17 protein-coding genes and 1 pseudogene are annotated in these 17,468 nt (G+C 63.2%); 14 read left to right on the plus strand and 4 right to left on the minus strand.

The window, feature by feature from the left end:
• Positions 1-19 precede the first annotated feature (19 nt).
• Positions 20-1,144 (plus strand): extracellular solute-binding protein, encoded by a 1,125-nt coding sequence (locus tag ABUE31_RS10835; protein WP_367723630.1) that lies wholly within the window; start codon positions 20-22, stop codon positions 1,142-1,144.
• 18 nt (positions 1,145-1,162) lie between these two features.
• On the opposite strand, the gene ABUE31_RS10840 is transcribed toward ABUE31_RS10835, so the two are convergent.
• Positions 1,163-1,981, minus strand: a complete 819-nt coding sequence (locus tag ABUE31_RS10840; protein ID WP_367723539.1) for an IclR family transcriptional regulator — start codon at positions 1,979-1,981, stop codon at positions 1,163-1,165.
• Between the two features lie 179 nt (positions 1,982-2,160).
• Here ABUE31_RS10840 and ABUE31_RS10845 point away from each other — a divergent pair, with 179 nt between their 5' ends.
• The 10 genes from ABUE31_RS10845 (at position 2,161) to ABUE31_RS10890 (ending at position 11,561) form a co-directional block, all read left to right on the plus strand.
• Positions 2,161-3,480 (plus strand): type 2 periplasmic-binding domain-containing protein, encoded by a 1,320-nt coding sequence (locus ABUE31_RS10845; protein ID WP_367723540.1) that lies wholly within the window; start codon positions 2,161-2,163, stop codon positions 3,478-3,480.
• 99 nt (positions 3,481-3,579) lie between these two features.
• Complete coding sequence (locus tag ABUE31_RS10850) at positions 3,580-4,476, plus strand: carbohydrate ABC transporter permease (RefSeq protein WP_367723541.1); 897 nt, start codon at positions 3,580-3,582, stop codon at positions 4,474-4,476.
• Between the two features lie 11 nt (positions 4,477-4,487).
• Positions 4,488-5,354 carry a carbohydrate ABC transporter permease gene (locus ABUE31_RS10855; protein WP_437344102.1) on the plus strand — a complete coding sequence of 289 codons (867 nt, stop codon included), beginning with the start codon at positions 4,488-4,490 and terminating at the stop codon, positions 5,352-5,354.
• A gap of 3 nt (positions 5,355-5,357) precedes the next feature.
• On the plus strand, positions 5,358-6,458 hold the full coding sequence (locus tag ABUE31_RS10860; RefSeq protein WP_367723543.1) for an ABC transporter ATP-binding protein: 1,101 nt from the start codon (positions 5,358-5,360) through the stop codon (positions 6,456-6,458).
• Between the two features lie 4 nt (positions 6,459-6,462).
• Positions 6,463-7,575 (plus strand): mandelate racemase/muconate lactonizing enzyme family protein, encoded by a 1,113-nt coding sequence (locus tag ABUE31_RS10865; protein ID WP_367723544.1) that lies wholly within the window; start codon positions 6,463-6,465, stop codon positions 7,573-7,575.
• 10 nt (positions 7,576-7,585) lie between these two features.
• Positions 7,586-7,915 (plus strand): L-rhamnose mutarotase, encoded by a 330-nt coding sequence (locus ABUE31_RS10870; protein ID WP_367723545.1) that lies wholly within the window; start codon positions 7,586-7,588, stop codon positions 7,913-7,915.
• Positions 7,905-8,984 carry a Gfo/Idh/MocA family protein gene (locus ABUE31_RS10875; protein WP_367723546.1) on the plus strand — a complete coding sequence of 360 codons (1,080 nt, stop codon included), beginning with the start codon at positions 7,905-7,907 and terminating at the stop codon, positions 8,982-8,984. The genes ABUE31_RS10870 and ABUE31_RS10875 overlap by 11 nt, the downstream gene beginning before the upstream one ends.
• 15 nt (positions 8,985-8,999) lie before the next feature.
• On the plus strand, positions 9,000-9,449 hold the full coding sequence (locus ABUE31_RS10880) for a MaoC/PaaZ C-terminal domain-containing protein (protein ID WP_367723547.1): 450 nt from the start codon (positions 9,000-9,002) through the stop codon (positions 9,447-9,449).
• A 67-nt stretch (positions 9,450-9,516) separates the two neighbouring features.
• Entirely contained in the window at positions 9,517-10,248 is a 732-nt protein-coding gene (locus tag ABUE31_RS10885; RefSeq protein WP_367723548.1) for an SDR family oxidoreductase, read from the plus strand.
• A gap of 35 nt (positions 10,249-10,283) precedes the next feature.
• The gene (locus ABUE31_RS10890) at positions 10,284-11,561 is read left to right on the plus strand and encodes an L-fuconate dehydratase (protein WP_367723549.1); all 1,278 of its coding nucleotides are present in this window, start codon (positions 10,284-10,286) and stop codon (positions 11,559-11,561) included.
• Between the two features lie 13 nt (positions 11,562-11,574).
• Here the strand turns inward: ABUE31_RS10890 and ABUE31_RS10895 are convergent, their stop codons facing one another.
• Both ABUE31_RS10895 and ABUE31_RS10900 read right to left on the minus strand, forming a co-directional pair.
• Entirely contained in the window at positions 11,575-13,383 is a 1,809-nt protein-coding gene (locus ABUE31_RS10895; RefSeq protein ID WP_367723550.1) for an amidohydrolase, read from the minus strand.
• A gap of 517 nt (positions 13,384-13,900) precedes the next feature.
• Positions 13,901-14,326, minus strand: a complete 426-nt coding sequence (locus tag ABUE31_RS10900) for a hypothetical protein (protein WP_367723632.1) — start codon at positions 14,324-14,326, stop codon at positions 13,901-13,903.
• On the opposite strand from ABUE31_RS10900, the gene ABUE31_RS10905 reads away from it, so the two are divergent.
• Positions 14,291-14,506, plus strand: a complete 216-nt coding sequence (locus ABUE31_RS10905; RefSeq protein WP_367723631.1) for a DUF2092 domain-containing protein — start codon at positions 14,291-14,293, stop codon at positions 14,504-14,506. The two genes, ABUE31_RS10900 and ABUE31_RS10905, sit on opposite strands and share 36 nt — an antisense overlap.
• Positions 14,507-14,618: 112 nt before the next feature.
• On the opposite strand, the pseudogene ABUE31_RS10910 reads toward ABUE31_RS10905, so the two are convergent.
• A pseudogene (locus ABUE31_RS10910) lies at positions 14,619-14,819 on the minus strand (transposase); the annotation flags it as partial.
• 138 nt (positions 14,820-14,957) lie between these two features.
• Between ABUE31_RS10910 and ABUE31_RS10915 the strand changes: the two are divergent.
• The gene (locus ABUE31_RS10915; RefSeq protein ID WP_367723551.1) at positions 14,958-15,845 is read left to right on the plus strand and encodes a glycosyltransferase family 25 protein; all 888 of its coding nucleotides are present in this window, start codon (positions 14,958-14,960) and stop codon (positions 15,843-15,845) included.
• A gap of 168 nt (positions 15,846-16,013) precedes the next feature.
• The gene (locus tag ABUE31_RS10920; protein WP_367723553.1) at positions 16,014-17,135 is read left to right on the plus strand and encodes a glycosyltransferase; all 1,122 of its coding nucleotides are present in this window, start codon (positions 16,014-16,016) and stop codon (positions 17,133-17,135) included.
• Positions 17,136-17,468: the final 333 nt, after the last annotated feature.

The following is a 17,468-nucleotide window of genomic DNA, read 5'->3' on the forward strand; positions in this document are numbered from 1 at the left end:
CGGGGCGGTTCTGAAGGGCATGACCTGGAGCCATCCGCGCGGCTACGACCCGATGGTCGCCTGCTCGGCCGCCTGGAAGGTGCGAACCGGCGTCACGATCGAATGGGACAAGCGTTCGCTGCAGGACTTCGAATCCTATCCCGTCGAGGATCTGGCGCGCGCCTACGACCTGATCGTGATCGACCATCCGCATGTCGGACAGATCACCGCCGAAGGCTGCCTCGAGCCGCTCGACGTGGCTGGTCGCGAAGGCGAGCGCAGCGCTTTGGCCGCCGGCTCGGTCGGGCGATCCTACCCGAGCTACACGTGGCAGGGCCGGCAGTGGGCGTTTCCGATAGATGCGGCGACCCAGGTGCAGGCCTATCGGCCCGACAGGCTGGCCGGACCCGTGGCGACCTGGGACGCGGTGATGGCGCTGGCGAAAGATGGCGGCGTCCTGCTCTCGCTGCGCCCGCCGCATTCGCTGATGTCCTTCTATTCGCTGTGCGGCAATCTCGGACAACTCTGCGCGGCAACCGGACCGGGCGACCTGATTTCCGTGGCGCATGGCGGGCGCGCCTTCGACATGCTGCGGGCGATCGCCGCGCTCGTCGGCCCCGACTGCTTCGACATGGACCCGATCGCCGTGTCCGAACGGATGGCGGAGGCTGGATCGCCGGTCCTCTGCTCGCCTCTGATCTACGGCTATGTCAGCTATGCGACGGACGGATTCCGGCCGCACCGGCTCGCATTCGCCGACATGCCGGTCGCCGGCAGCCAGGGGCCGGTCGGCTCGGCGCTCGGGGGAACCGGCATCGCGGTCTCGGCCTTCTCCAGGCACAAGGATGCGGCGATCGACTTCGCCTACTGGGTGGCGGGCAGCGAGGCGCAGGGCGGCCTCTACTCTGCATCCGGCGGCCAGCCCGGCCATGACGCCGGATGGACCGACGCGGCCGTCAACGCCGCGACCGGCGATTTCTACCGCAATACGCGGGCGACGCTGGAGGGTGCCTGGGTTCGTCCGCGCCACAATGGGTACATGGCCTTCCAGCAGGAGGCGTCGGACCGCATCAACGCCGGGCTGAGGCGCGGCGAGGAGAGCCGCTCGGTGGTCGCCGACATCAACCGGCTTTTCCGGACGAGCTTCTCGGCCCATCCGGCGTGAGCCGTGGGCGGCTGCGCATCAGGGCGGGCCGGACGCGCTGAGCAGCGCCTGCGCCACGTCCGAGCCTGCGAGGTGCGACAGCTTCTCTGCGGTCTCGAGGATCAGCTGGATGGTGCGGGTGATGTCGGGCGCCCCCGGCGCGTTGACCAGCGTGATGTACGGCACGGTCAGGGCGGCGATGGCGCGCCCGTCGGCGCCGAGCACCGGTGCCGACAGGTTGTAGACCCCGGCCGTCTGCAGGCTGGACATCATCTCGTAGCCGCGCTCGCGCACCTGGTCGAGGCGCGCGAAGAACTCGTTCACCGGCTTGGGGATGTCGACGTCGCGTACCTGCTCGGCGATCATCATCTCGCGCTCGGGCTGCGGCCGGAACGCCAGCAGCACATGCCCGGAGCCGGTGTCGAACAGGCTGATATGCGAGCCGACGCGGATCGAGATGCCCCAGTAGCCGGGCGCCTCCTGCTGCGCGATCACCACCGCCGCGCCGCGGTCGAAGACGACGAGCTGGTTGGCCTGCAGCGACTTCTCCGCCAGTTCCCGCATCAGTGGCGTGGCGTAGGAGACCAGTCGCCGCACCGGCGCATGAAGCTGTGCAAGACCGAAGAGTTTGAGCGTCAGTGAATAACGGTCGCCTTCGAGCCGGGTGACATAGCCCCGCCGAACCAGCCGGTCGAGCATGCGGTAGAACTCGTTCGGGCTGCGTTTCAGGCGCTTGGCGATCTCCGCCTGGGTCAGGCCGCCGTCGACGCCTGCAAGCAGTTCGAGAATGTCCAGGCCCTTGTCCAGCGCGGGCGCGCGGTATCGCTCGGCGTCCGACTCCGTCTCGCTGTCCGACAAGCATGCCTCCCCTGTGAATTTCGGCCTGCATATACGCATGGGCGCATCCGAATTGGAAGCGCTGCGCGCTGCCCGGCGCTCGCTTGACTGAATAGTGAAGATGTGATTTACATATGAATGACGCGCACGGGCGCGGTCGGAAGCCGATGGCGCGTGCCCTCGGCGTAGGGAGGAAACTCATGAACGGATTGCGATCCGGCGTCTGCGCCGGTGCATTGCTGCTGGCGCTTGGTACAGGCGCGGCTTTCGCCCAGGATCTTCCGGGCAAGTTCGAGGGCGTCACAATCGACGCCAAGCTGATCGGTGGGCAGCAGTACGAGGCCCTCTACGCACGCATCCCCGAATGGGAAGCGGCGACCGGCGCCAAGGTCAACGTGATCTCCAAGAAGAACCACTTCGATCTCGACAAGGAGATCAAGTCGGACATCGCATCGAACAGCATCACCTGGTGCGTGGCGTCGAACCATTCGTCCTTCGCGCCGCAGTACCCGGGCATCTACACCGACCTCAACGCCCTTCTGCCGAAGGCCGAGGTCGAGGCGTTCGTGCCCGCCAACGTCGCGGCGTCGACGCTCGGCGGCAAGCTGGTCATGCTGCCGCGCGCGCAGTTCGACGTGTCGGCGCTCTACTACCAGAAGAGCCTCTATGCCGACGAGGCCAAGAAGGCCGCCTACAAGGAGAAGACCGGCAACGATCTCGTGCCGCCCGATACCTGGGAAGAACTGGCCCGCCAGGCCGAATTCTTCGCCTCGCCGCCCGACTTCTACGGCACGCAGTTCGCCGGCAAGGAAGAAGCGATCAACGGTCGCTTCTACGAGATGCTGGTGGCCGAGGGCGGCGAATATCTCGACGCCGACGGCAAGCCCGCCTTCAACTCCGAGGCCGGAGTGCGCGCGCTCGACTGGTTCGTCAACCTCTACAAGGCGAAGGCGGTTCCCGCCGGCACCACTAACTACCTGTGGGACGATCTCGGCCAGGGCTTCGCGTCGGGCACCGTCGCGCTTAACCTCGACTGGCCGGGCTGGGCCGGCTTCTTCAACGACCCGGCCTCGTCGAAGGTCGCGGGCAATGTCGGCGTCAAGGTCCAGCCGATGGGCTCGTCGGGCAAGCGTACCGGCTGGTCCGGCCACCACGGGTTCTCGGTGACCGAGGCCTGCGCCGACAAGGAGGCCGCCGCCTCGCTCGTCTGGTTCCTCACCAACGAGGACAGCCAGAAGCTCGAAGCCGCCGCCGGCCCGCTGCCGACGCGCACCGCGGTCTGGGCCTGGGACATCGAGCAGGCCAAGGACGATCCGTACAAGGCCGAAGTGCTGACGGCCTTCCAGGAAGCGGCGGCGAACGCCTTCGCGGTGCCACAGACCGCGTCGTGGATCGAGATTTCCAACGCGGTCTATCCGGAACTGCAGGCAGCCATCCTCGGCGACAAGACGAGCAAGCAGGCGCTCGACGACGCCGCCGCCAAGGCGACGCAGATTCTCGAGGACGCCGGCGAACTCTGAGCCGGCGCATCGCGGCCGGGCGATAGCGTCGCCCGGCCATCGCCCCTTTCCACCCCTCGGGTCCTTGAGCCCGAGGGGCAAGAACCAGCGCGCGACACCATGAAAAACTGGAAGCCCTCGGCGCCGACGCTGCTGCTCATGCCGGCCATCATCGTCCTGGCCGCCGTGGTCATCGTGCCGCTCGCGCTTTCCTTCTATTCCAGCTTCACGCCGTTCCGGCTGACGCGGCCCGAGACGTTCTACGTCTTCGTTGGGTTCCGCAACTACGCCAACCTGTTGTCCAACTGGGACTTCTGGATTGCCTTCGGGCGCACCGTGCTCCTGCTGACCGTCGCGCTCAACCTCGAGATGCTCCTCGGCCTCGGGCTCGCCATGCTGGTCGAGAAGGCGACGCGCGGCCAGCGGCTGCTGCGCACGCTGATGATGTTCCCGATGATGTTCTCGCCGATCCTGGTCGGCTTCCAGTTCAAGTTCATGTTCAACGACAATATCGGCCTGGTGAACAACGCGCTGCAGTCGCTCGGGCTCGCCAGCGACGCCATCCCGTGGCTGATTGACGGCCGCCTCGCCTTCATCGCCATCACCACCGCCGAGGTCTGGTCGTCGACCTCCGTCTTTGCGATCCTGATCCTGGCCGGGCTTCTGGCCATGCCGAAGGAGCCGATCGAGGCGGCCCGCGTCGACGGCTGCACGCCGTGGCAGACCTTCCGCTATGTGACGCTGCCCTTCGTCATGCCGTTCGCCTATATCGCCATGACCATCCGCTCGCTCGATGTTGCGCGCGCCTACGACATCGTGAAGATCATGACCGACGGCGGCCCGGCCGGCCGCACCGAACTGTTGTGGACGCTGGTCGCCCGCACCTCCTACAGCGATGCGCGCATGGGCCTCGCCAATGCGATGGCCTACTTCTCGATCCTGCTGTCGATCCTGTTCACGGTCTACTTCTTCAGGAAGCTCGCGGCTGCGCGCAACCAGATCGGCGCGGAGTGGTAGGGATGTCGAGAATGGACGAAAACGCGACCGCCCGCCTCAAGCGCCAGATCCTGCGCCTCGCCTACTGGGTCGGCCTCTTCCTAGCGATGCTGACGATCTGCCTGCCCGGCCTCTGGATCGTGCTGTCGTCGCTGAGGCCGACCGTCGAGATCATGGCCAAGCCGCCGGTCTGGATTCCGAACGAACTGTCGTTCGACGCCTATGTCGCGATGTTCTCGGGCATCGGCAAGGGCGGCATCCCTGTCATCGACTATTTCCGCAACTCGCTGATCATCTCGGTCACCTCGACCGTGATCGCCATCGTCATCGGCATGTCCGGTGGCTACGCCTTCGCGCGCTACCGATTCCGCGGCAAGTCCGGCTGGTTCCTCGGCCTGATGCTGACGCGCACCGTGCCAGGCATCGCGCTGTCGCTGCCGCTGTTCTTCGTCTATGCGCGGCTCGGCATCATCGACACGCATTTCGGCCTCATCCTCGCCTATGTGGCGCTCAACATCCCGTTCACCATCTGGCTCATCGACGGCTTCTTCCGCCAGGTGCCGCGCGACCTCGCCGAGGCCGCGCAGATCGATGGCTGCACGCGCTGGCAGGCGTTCTGGCAGGTCGAGTTCCCGCTCGCCGGGCCCGGCATCGCCTCGGCCGGCATCTTCGCGTTCCTGACGTGCTGGAACGAATTCGCGCTGGCTTCGCAGCTCACGCGATCGGTCAATTCGAAGACGCTTCCCGTCGGGCTGCTCGACTACACCGCGGAATTCACCATCGACTGGCGCGGCATGTGCGCTCTCGCCGTCGTGATGATCGTCCCCGCGCTGACCCTCACCTTCATCGTCCAGAAGCATCTCGTCGGCGGCCTGACCTCCGGCGCGGTGAAAGGATAGGCCATGGCTACCGTATCCCTGAAAAAGCTTGAGAAGCGCTACGGCCCGGTCGCCGTCGTGCACGGCATCGATCTCGAGGTCGCCGACCGCGAATTCATCGCGCTGGTCGGCCCCTCAGGCTGCGGCAAGTCGACGACGCTGCGCATGATCGCCGGCCTCGAGGACATCTCGGGCGGTGAAATCAGCATCGGCGACCGCGTCGTCAACGACCTGCCGCCGCGCTCGCGCAACATCTCCATGGTGTTCCAGTCCTACGCGCTCTACCCGCACATGACGGTCCGGGAGAACATGGGATTCTCGCTGAAGATCGCCGGCCGCCCGCAGGACGAGATCGAAAGGCGCGTGGCCGAAGCGGCGCGCATCCTCGACCTCGACCAGCTCATGGACCGCCGCCCTTCGCAGCTTTCCGGCGGCCAGCGCCAGCGCGTGGCGATGGGCCGCGCCATCGTCAGGAGTCCCGACGTCTTCCTGTTCGACGAGCCGCTGTCCAACCTCGACGCGAAGTTGCGCACCCAGATGCGCACCGAGATCAAGAAGCTGCATGCCAAGGTGCAGTCGACCGTCATCTACGTGACGCACGATCAGGTCGAGGCGATGACGCTGTCGGACCGCATCGTCATCATGCGCGACGGGCATATCGAGCAGGTCGGCACGCCTGACGAGGTGTTCCGGAAGCCTGCGACCCGCTTCGTCGCCGGGTTCATCGGATCGCCGCCGATGAACCTTGTGGAAGCAACTGTCGACGACGGCGCCCTGCGTTTCGAAGGCGGCCAGGGCCTGCCGGTGCCGCGCCGGTTCAGGGATCATGTGAGTGCCGGCCAGAAAGTGGTGTTCGGACTGCGTCCGGATGATATCTATCCGAGCGGGCACGGCATCCATGCCGGCGAGGCGCAGGACCTGCACGAGATCGACCTGCCGGTGTCGATCACCGAGCCGCTCGGCAACGAGACGCTGGTCTTCGTCGAGTTCAACGGGCGGGACTGGGTGTCGCGCATGCTCAACCCGAAGCCGCTTCGCTCGGGCGAGCGGGTCGGCATGACATTCGACTTGTCGCAGGCACACCTGTTCGCCGCCGATACGGGCAAGACGCTGAGGAAGGACTGACGCCATGGCGAGGATCGAACGGGTCGAGCTCAGGATGGTGGACCTGAAGCCTAAGGTCCGCCGCACCGACGCGATCCAGAGCTTCGTGTCGCAGGAGACCCCGATCGTCACCATCACAGATTCGGACGGCGCGACCGGCACCGGCTACTCCTACACGATCGGGACCGGCGGTTCCTCGGTCATGCGGCTGCTCGCCGACCATCTGGCGCCGCGCATCGTCGGTGACGACGCCGACATGATCGAGGCGATCTGGCACAAGCTCGAATTCGCCACCCACGCCACAACGATCGGCGCGATCACGGCGATTGCGCTTTGCGCGATCGACACCGCGCTGTGGGACCTGCGGGCCAAGAAAAAGGGGCTGCCGCTCTGGAAGCTGGCCGGCGGCGCCAGGGAGAAGGCGCCGCTCTACACCACCGAAGGCGGCTGGCTGCACATCGAGCCGCAGGCGCTTGTCGATGATGCCCTCCAGGCCAGGGCGAAAGGGTTCCGGGGTTCCAAGGTCAAGATCGGCAAGCCGACCGGCGCGGAGGACTTTGCGCGGCTGGCGGCAGTGCGCAAGGCGCTTGGCGACGACTACGAGATCATGACCGACTGCAACCAGGGTTTTGCGGTGGACGAGGCGATCCGCCGCGCCGGACGGCTGCGCGAACTCGACCTCGCCTGGATCGAGGAACCGCTGCCGGCCGACGACATCGACGGCCATGTCCGGCTGTCCAACTCGACCTCAACGCCGATCGCTGTCGGCGAGTCGCTCTATTCGATCCGCCATTTCCGCGAGTACATGGCGCGCGGCGCCTGCAACATCGTGCAGGTCGACGTCGGCCGTATCGGCGGCATCACGCCGTGGCTCAAGGTCGCCCATGCCGCCGAAGCCTTCGACATCCCGGTCTGCCCGCACTTCCTGATGGAACTGCATGTCAGCCTCGTCTGCGCCGTGCAGAACGGCAAGTATGTCGAGTACATTCCGCAGCTCGACGACCTGACAGGCAAGCGCATGAAGATCGCCGACGGCCATGGTTACGCGCCGGACGAGCCCGGCATCGGCATCGACTGGGACTGGGACAGGGTCAACAAGGCCGCGATCGCCGAGTTCGACACGACGATATCAGCGTAGGGAGGCAGGCATGCAGCGGATGGGAAACGTACTCGGCATCAAGCCGGAAGCGATCGTCGAATACAAGCGCATCCACGCCGCCGTCTGGCCCGAGGTTCTGGCCATGATCGCGGCCTGCAATATCCGCAACTACACGATTTTCCTGAAGGAGCCAGAAAACCTTCTGTTCTCCTATTTCGAGTATCACGGCAGCGATTTCGCCGCCGATGCCGCGAAGATGGCGGCCGATCCGAAGACGCAGGAATGGTGGGCGATCTGCATGCCCATGCAAGCGCCGCTTGAGACCCGCAAGGAAGGCGAATGGTGGGCGGCAATGGAAGACGTGTTCCATGTCGACTAGCACGGCCTTCGATCCCACTTCGCTGGCCCAGTCGTGGCCGGCGCCATCCAGGCCGTGCTCGGTCGTGACGTTTGGCGCGGGATCGATCGTCGGCGACGCGCACTACCCCGCCTACAGGAAGAGCGGCGTTCCGATTGCCGGCCTCTACGATCCCGATCGCGACAAGGCGCGCCGGCTGGCGGACGCATGGGGAACCGTCGCCTTCGCGAGCGTCGAGCAGGCAGCGTCGGTGAAGGGCGCGATCTTCGATCTCGCCACGCCGCCCGCGGCGCATGCGAAAGTGCTCGAGGCGCTGCCCGACGGGGCGGCTGTGCTGATCCAGAAGCCGATGGGCGGAGACCTCGACGCGGCGACGGAGATCCTTCAGATCTGCCGGCGCAAGAACCTCAAGGCCGCCGTCAACTTCCAGCTTCGCTTCGCGCCGATGATGCTGGCGCTGAAGGACGCCATCGCCAGGGGCTGGCTCGGCGAGGTCGTCGACGTCGACGTGCTCCTTGCGCTGTCGACGCCCTGGAGCCTCTGGGAGTTCGTCGCCCGCGAACCGCGCGTCGAGATCGCACTTCATTCGATCCACTATCTCGACTTGATCCGCCAGCTTCTCGGCGATCCCCGGGGCGTCCACGCCAAGACGCTCGGCCACCCCAATCACAGGATCGCGCAGACGCGCACCAGCGCCATCCTCGACTATGGCGATGTCGTGCGCTGCAACCTTTCGATCAACCACGACCACGCCTTCGGCCGCAGGTACCAGGCCTGCGAGTTCCGTGTCTGCGGCACCGAAGGCGCCGCCTACCTGAAGCTCGGCGTCAATCTCGACTATCCCAGGGGCGAACCCGACATCCTCGAGATCCATCCGAAGGGCGGCGACGGCTGGGTCGAGGTGCCGCTGAAGGGAACCTGGTTCCCCGACGGCTTCGCGGGGCGCATGGCCAATCTCCAGCGCTACGTCGCCGGCGAGGACGCCGAGCTCGTCGGCTCGGTCGAGGACGCCTGGAACACCATGGCGCTGGTCGAGGCCGCCTACCGGTCGAGCGCGTCGCCGGCCACGCCGATTGCCCCGAAACCCTGAACCCCAGAGCCTGCGATGGAACAGACAACCTATTTCGAGGACTACGAGATCGGCGCGGGCCGCACCACCTTCGGGCGCACCATCACCGAGACCGACTTCGTCGTCCACGCCGGCCACACCGGCGACTTCTTCCCGCACCACATGGACGTCGAGTTCATGAAGACGACCCCGTTCGGCCAGCGCATCGCGCACGGCACGATGGTGTTCGCCATCGGCGTCGGGCTGACGGCGAGCGTGGTCAATCCGGTCGCCTTCTCCTACGGCTATGACCGGCTGCGCTTCATCAAGCCGGTCTTCATCGGCGACACGATCAGGACCAGGACCAGCATCGCCGCCAAGGGGGACGATCCGAAGCGACCGGGCCACGGACGCGTCGTCGAGCGCGTCGAGGTCGTCAACCAGCGCGACGAGGTCGTGCTGGCCGCGGACCACATCTACATTGTCGAGCGTCGCCCGAAGACATAGGACGGATGCCGTCCCGAAGCGGCGCGCCGTCTTCGTCGACTTGCAAGGAACAAAAGCAGGAAAGACCATGAGCGATCTCACCGGAAAAACCGTTCTCGTCACGGCGGCGGCGCAAGGCATCGGCCGCGCAACCGCGCTGGCCTTCGCCGCAAGCGGCGCCAAGGTCGTGGCCACCGACATCAATATCGACCGGCTCGCCGATCTCGACGGCAAGGGCAACATCACGACCGGCAAGCTCGACGTGCTCTCGGATGAGGCCGTGAAGAGCTTCATCGGCGGGATCGGCCGCATTGACGTGCTGGCCAACTGCGCCGGCTTCGTGCATGCCGGCACCATCCTCGACATGAAGGACGAGGACTTCGACTTCGCCATCGACCTCAATGTCCGCTCGATGGTCCGCACCATCCGCGCGGTGCTGCCCGGCATGCTCGAGCGGGCCGACGGCGCCATCGTCAACATCGCCTCCGTCGCCGGCAGCATCAAGGGCGTGCCCAACCGCTTCGCCTACGGCGTCTCCAAGGCGGCCGTCATCGGCCTGACAAAGGCGGTGGCCGCCGACTATGTCGCGCAGGGCGTGCGCTGCAACTGCATCTGCCCCGGAACCGTCGAAAGCCCGTCGCTGGACGACCGCCTGCGCGCGCAGGGCGACTACGAGGCGGCCCGCAAGGCGTTCATCGCGCGCCAGCCGATCGGGCGGATAGGTACCCCCGAGGAGATCGCCGACCTCGCCGTCTATCTGGCCGGCGCGACCTACACGACCGGCCAGGCCTACGCCATCGACGGCGGCTGGACCATCTGATCCCCCGCGCTGCAATCCGCACAGAGACATACGCCATGACCCGAGTAACCGGCCTCCGCGTCTTCGATCTCCGCTTCCCGACGTCGCAGCATCTCGACGGTTCGGACGCGATGAATCCGGATCCGGACTACTCGGCGGCGTATGTCATTCTCGACACCGACCGTGACGGCCTTGCGGGCCACGGCCTGACCTTCACCATCGGCCGCGGCAACGACATCTGCTGCGCCGCCATCGAGGCGATGCGCCATCTCGTCGTCGGCCAGAACCTGGAGGACATGAAGGCCAATCCGGGCCGCTTCTGGCGGCATCTGACCGGCGACAGCCAGCTGCGCTGGATCGGACCGGACAAGGGCGCCATGCACCTTGCCGTCGGCGCCGTGGTCAACGCGTTCTGGGACCTCTGGGCCAAGGAGGCCGGCAAGCCGGTGTGGCGACTGGTCGCCGACATGTCGCCGGAGGAAATCGTCGACATCGTCGACTTCCGCTATCTCACCGACGCCATCACGCCCGACGAGGCGCTGGCGATCCTCAAGCGGGCCGCGCCCGGCAAGGCCGAGCGCATCGCCATCCTCGAGAAGGAGGGCTATCCCTGCTACACGACGTCCGCGGGCTGGCTCGGCTATGACGACGACAAGCTGCGCCGCCTCTGCAAGGAGGCGATCGACGCCGGCTTCGACCATGTGAAGATGAAGGTCGGCCGCGACCTCGCCGACGATATCCGCCGCCTCACCATCGCGCGCGAGGTGATCGGGCCCGACCGCTACCTGATGATCGACGCCAACCAGGTCTGGGAGGTTGGACAGGCGGTCGACTGGCTGAAGGAACTGGCGTTCTGCAAGCCCTTCTTCATCGAAGAGCCGACCAGCCCCGACGACGTCGCCGGCCACAGGGCCATCCGCCAGGCGGTCGCGCCGATCAAGGTGGCGACCGGCGAGATGTGCCAGAACCGCATCATGTTCAAGCAGTTCATCGCCGGCGGCGCGATCGACATCGTGCAGATCGACTCCTGCCGCATGGGCGGGCTGAACGAGGTGCTGTCGGTGCTGCTGCTGGCGGCGAAATACGACCTGCCGGTGTGGCCGCATGCCGGGGGCGTGGGCCTGTGCGAGTACGTCCAGCACCTGTCGATGATCGACTACGTCGCCGTCTCGGGCACGAAGGAGGGCAGGGTGATCGAGTATGTCGACCACCTGCACGAGCATTTCCTCGAGCCCTGCGTCATCGACAGCGCGGCCTATATGCCGCCGAAGGCGCCGGGCTTCTCCATCGAGATGAAGCCGGCCTCGATCGCCGCCAACACCTTCGGCGGCTGACGAGGCCGGACGTTCAGCGCTGGATGGCGTCCAGCCCGTCGCGCATCGCGTGCATGATCTCGTGTGCCGCTTCCGGATCGCCCAACATCGGCACCGTCGGCACCAGGCTGCCGCGCCGCGCGTCGGTTTCCGCGTCGTAGACCACCTTGTCGTCCTTGATGGTCGCCAGAACCTTGAGATCGGCAAGCGTTTCTGGGTCGACCGACGTAGGATCCGCCGACAGGAGGACGAAGTCGGCGATCTTGCCCACTTCGATCGAACCCTTGTCCTTCTCCTCGAAATGCTGCCAGGCCGGCCAGATGGTCATCGCCTTCAGCGCCGTCATGACGTCGACCCGCTGGCTCGGTCCCAGGATGTCGCCCGACCTGGTGCGCCGGGTCACGGTCGCCGAGAGGATGCGCATGCTGTCGGGGAAAGCCACCGGCGCATCGTGGTGCGATCCGAACATCATGTCCCGTTCCCTCACCCAGCCGGTCGGCGAAATGTTCTCCGCGTTGACGGGCCCGACCGTGTGGTCGCGGTGCCAGTCGCCCCAGTAGAACGTGTGCATCGGGAAGAGCGACATGAAGACGCCGAGCCGCTTGTAGCTGTCGACCTGGTCCTCGCGCAGGAACTGGCCGTGCACCAGCACCGGGCGGTTGCCCGGGTCGCCGTACTTTTCCTGGGCTGCGCCGAGCGCGGCGATCAGCATGTCTGAAGCGCCTTCGCCATTCGCATGGGTGAGGATCTGCATGCCGTTCCCGTAGCACCAGTTCACCGCGTCCTGGACCTGTTGCGCTGTGACGGCGGCGTAGCCCGCATAGCCTGGAGGATAGCTGCCGACCGGATCGTAGTAGGGCCGGTCCCTCAGCGCCGTGAAGCCCTGCGGCGAGCCGTCGATGGTGAGCTTGCAGCCGCCGACCCGGACATGGCCGGTGTACTTCTTGGAGACATGATCCTTGATGTAGTCCCGGCTTTCGAGCACGTCGGGAAAGGCGACGACGTCGATCGGCAGATCGCCTTTGGAATCGACCACCTTCAGCGCCTCGACGAACCCGCCGGACGATCGGCCGTCCTGCGCTGTGGTGTAGCCGAACCGTGCCCACAGCTCGGCGCCGGCCTTGGCGAAGGTCTGGATTCCCTCGGGGCCGAGACCGGACAGGAGCGGGACCAGGGTCCGGAAGAAGGCGTACTCCTCAAGCACGCCGTTCGGTTCCCCATCGGCGTCGCGCCGGATCACGCCACCCTCGGGATTCTCGCTGGCGGCATTGATGCCGGCCATTTCGAGCGCCTTGGAATTGGCGACCCCGAGGTGGGCGGACTGGTGGACGATGACGATCGGGATATCCGTCGAGACGGCGTCGAGATCCTGGCGCGTCGGATGACGCAGTTCAGCAAGCTGCGCGTTGTCATAGCCGAAGCCGATGATCACGTTGACCTTTTCGACCGCCGTCCGGTTGGCTTCCAGCCATGATCTGAGCGAGGCCTGCAGGCTCGCAATGTCGGTCACCTCGCCGTCGGGCGGCGCCAGCAGGTTGGCCGAAAGCGCCTGAATGCCGCCGAGGACGACATGTCCGTGGCTGTCGACAAAGCCCGGCAGCATGGCGCGACCCTCGAGGTCGAACATCCGGGTCTGCTCACCCTTGCGGGCGTTGACGTCGGCCAGCGATCCGATCGCGACAATCCGGCCGTCCTTGACGGCGACCGCTTCCGCGGTCGGAGACGAATCGTCGATCGTGAGGATGGGGCCGCCGGAATAGATCGTATCGGCGATCTCCTGGGCGCATGCCAGGCCGGGCATCATCAGAAGCGCCGATGCAGCCGCAATGAAGCTGTGTCTCACGATAGTCCTCCATCGATTGTCGCGGAAATCACCGTTGAGAAAGACGCGCGGCAAGTATTTTGCGCTGGCCGTTTCAAGCATGAACGACGAGGTTGCAATGGCGCGCTTCATGCCAGGCTCTCAACATAAACCCAATACAAGCGCGGACTATCCCGCCCTTGCGCATAGCAACGCCCCATTCGGTCGCCAAAAGCGACGCCCACCCCAAGCCATCGTTTAGATATGCCGCCAAGCTGTCAAGACGATCGGCTCAGAGGTCAAGGTTCGGCGAAGGTGGAAGAGGCTCTCGACGACTTCGAAGCCGCAGGCGGGATCAGCAATTCAGGCGGTTCGAAACTCAAACCACTCTGCGTGAAAAAGCGGGCCGGATGCGATTTGAGGGAGGATTTGGTGGGTCGAGCAGTCCACGGCTAACAAGTCTCTGCTCACGCTTTCCCTGATAACAGGAAAAAAAACAGGGAAAATCCGCATCTTTTGAGTGGATGGCGCTGTCAGCGCCAGATATTTCCGCGTTATATCAACTGGTTACGATGAAATTCCCTGCACAGGCTATCAGGGAATTTTGTCGGAAAAGCAAGGAAACGCGCCGGCAAAACAGGGAAAATAGCCTCGAAAAGTTGCCGGAAGCCGGGAACGGATTGTCGGTATCCGGGATTTGATTGCCGACAGGTGGGATCGGAGTGCCCACCGCCGATTGCGCGTTGTTGTCGCGCGGTTGCGAAATGATCCAGGCCGGGATGCGATTGCTCGTGTGTGGGACGAGATTGTCGAAAGCTCGGTCCTGCGGCACGCGCTCTCGATCGCCGGAGGCGGCAGAAAAGTTCGCTGAGTTCGCGTTGCTCGACGGGGCGATGAGCCTCGTGACGGCTTGTCCCATCAGCCCGAGGCGATCGAAGCGCTCGATCGCATGGCGGCCTATCTCCGAACCTTGTCGCAGTTCCAACTGACCGCCGACTTCACGGTCGACGAGGTCACCGAGGACGGCCAGAAGATCCAGACCGCCGGCGTCAGCACCTATTATGTGCGCCCACCGGATCGGCTGAGGCTCGAATTGCGCTCCGATGGAGCGGCGCCCTTGACCTCTGGCTTTGTCTCTCCTTCAAGCACTGAACTCNTCGGCTGAGGCTCGAATTGCGCTCCGATGGAGCGGCGCCCTTGACCTCTGGCTTTGTCTCTCCTTCAAGCACTGAACTCAACGTCACGCCGCCTCCGACTATAGAGGCCAGTTTGGCGCAACGGTTGTAGCGGAAATCGAACTCGGCAAGGTAGCGGTGCAGATGCGCTTCGCCGCAGTGCTGATAGACGCCGACCATGCCGCGCTTGAACACCGAGAACACGTTCTCAATTGTGTCGGAATGGATCGACTCGGCGCCTTCGTAGCGAACATATTCGCCAGCCGCTTGGTTGGCTGTCATGTGCGAAGCGGATTCTTCGCCCATCAGCGCTGACGTCGGACAAACGCCTTGACTCCGGCATTTTTTACGGGCCTGCTTCGGTGCCCCAATCCGCACGATCTAAGTCTGAATGGATCAAGCCAGCTAATTTTCTGAGCGAGCTTACTCAAGACCTATCAAATGACATCTACGAATTCCATTTTAAGACTGGTCATCAACCTCGACAGCTCTCTGGATCGCTTGGAATGGATGAAAGATGCCTTCGAAGATCTTGGGCTCGATTTCGTCAGGGTTCCGGCGTCCAGCCCGGAAACGTTTGGCGACATTGATGACTGCGTCCTAATGCCGAATGGACTTGGAGTTGAATGGACCGCCGGAGAAATCGGTTGTTTCCTAAGCCACAGGCAATGCTGGAAACGAGCTGCGGTAGCAGAGGAGGATTTCACAGCAATCTTTGAGGATGATCTCCACTTTGCACCTGGCGCCAAGAAACTCTTGCGGACGGCAGAATGGATACCCGGTGGCATCGAATTGTTGCGGTTCGAAACCACCCTCCAGAAGGTAATGTTGTCAACAACGGCAAAAAAAGTCGACGAATTCAATATCCATGAACTCAGATCCAAGCATTGGGGCACAGGCGGTTACCTGATTTCCCGGTCCGGCGCGATCAAACTAATTTCCCGGTCTCATGAAATAAGGTGGCCGGTTGACATATTCATGTTTGATCCGGTGCGAGTAAAGAATGATCTCACGTCTTGGCAGATCAACCCGGCAATTTGTATACAGGATAGTGTTCTCTTTTCGGAAGCGGCGCGCTTTAGTCCCACTATCGTCCGCCCCGGAAAGGTGGCTCGGCGGCTTGAGAAACCAAGGGGCAAAGCTAAATTCCAGTCTGAGATTAGCCGGCCGTTTCGCAGGTTTGCGGAAAAGCTTGGGCGAATTGTCAGACGTGAAAGCCAACATGTCGTACCACTTAAGAACCAACAAAATCTGGCTTCCGATAAGCGCCGTCAAACATCCTTGTGTCCTCCCCATCGCAAAATCGCGCCTTGCTCCCAGAAGGACTAAAAATCGTCCGCGAAAACGAAACCGAGATAACTTTATGAAAATGCGCCTGTTATGGCACTGGAGCCTTTTTCAGACCGATTGCGAGGCGTTAATCGAGCTCGGTGCAAATGAAATGGGCGTGTGTTCGGCGAAAAATGGGGTCACGATTGGAACGCGAAGGGATGCAGGTTGGGTTTCAAAATAGCAGTCGTGGTGGATGAGTTTGACAAGCCAGGACAGACGTTCGTCAATCGTCATATCAACTCTCTTTTTCAGGGAAACACAGTTGTCATCAGTAGAAGACCGGTTGGTTCCAATGATCCGATCAAGCCGGTATTCGTTTACGATAAACCCCGTCTACGCTTAAAGACGGTGTTGCGCCCAATGTCTCTTATTTCAAAGGTGTGGCAGTCTGCAGGTCTCGAGGATTTTCTCCGCGGCAACAATGTTGAAGTCATACTGGCCGAATTTGGATATTGCGGCGTCAATTTGTATCGCGAGGCCGAAAAATTCGGTATTCCAATGTTTTGTTACTTTCGCGGGGCAGACGCATCTCGTTGGCTAAACTATCCTAAATATGTCGGCAGATTGCGCGAGATGATAGGCAGCGTCGAAGGCATATTCTCCGTTTCTCAGTTCCTGCTTGACCAACTTGCAAGCAGGGGGATCGTACACTCGAACGCAGTCGTTATTCCGAGCGGAGTAGATACAGAACTTTTCGCCCCCGGCATGAAAGATCCCAATTTGCTTTGCTCTGTCGGGCGCCTCATCGAAAAAAAAGGCCACTTGGCCACGCTCGAGGCGTTCCGGCGCGTTGCATCGGAATTTCCCAATGTTTGCCTGGAAATAGTAGGTGATGGGGAATTGCTCGGCCGATGCCAATCTTTTGTTAAAACGAACGGATTGGCGGAACGAGTGCGTCTTCACGGATATCGCGACCATGAATTTGTCCGCGAGTTGTTGTCTCGCTCAAGCGTGTTTTTGCAACATTCTGTCACAGATGAACACGGCGAGACTGAAGGGATGCCAACTTCAGTGCAGGAGGCGATGGCTGCGGGAAATGCAATCATCGCGACCGCGCATGCCGGTATTCCTGAACATGTGACTGATCATGTGAATGGCTTTCTAACGCCAGAAAATGATGTTGAGGCTTACTGCGACAGATTGCGGACCGTTCTCGCTTCCCGGGCCTTGTTGTCGCAATTGGCAAACAACGCCCGTACCTATGCAGTTGAAATCCTCGATTGCCGGATTGGCCTGCAACGCCTTGAGTCCCAATTGCTGAAGGCATTATACGATCGGAAATCATAGTTCCGGGGTTCATTGGTTTGATCGGTTGAATTTTGAAGGGCTCGGCGAACTGCAGCGATGGCAGACAACCCTCAGCCGTCTGCCCTCCGGCGTCAGAACTGTTTGGACGAAAGTGGCTTAACTGAGAACGGAGGATTTCTAGCCTATCGTAGCCTTTCATGGACGGGGCCAGCGTCGCCAGGGCGCTGGAACGGCTGGAGGCGATCATGAACGGCGCGATTGCCGAAGAATTGCGCAGCCGGCCATAGGGCGCTAGGGAATGGTTTCGCCGCCGATCGCAAGCGCCTGGTTCGCCCCGCCGCCCTTTTCGGACGGATTCAGCTTTAGGTTTTC

The organism is Mesorhizobium marinum (genome assembly GCF_040813675.1).
Classification (GTDB): Bacteria; Pseudomonadota; Alphaproteobacteria; order Rhizobiales; family Rhizobiaceae; genus Mesorhizobium_K; species Mesorhizobium_K marinum.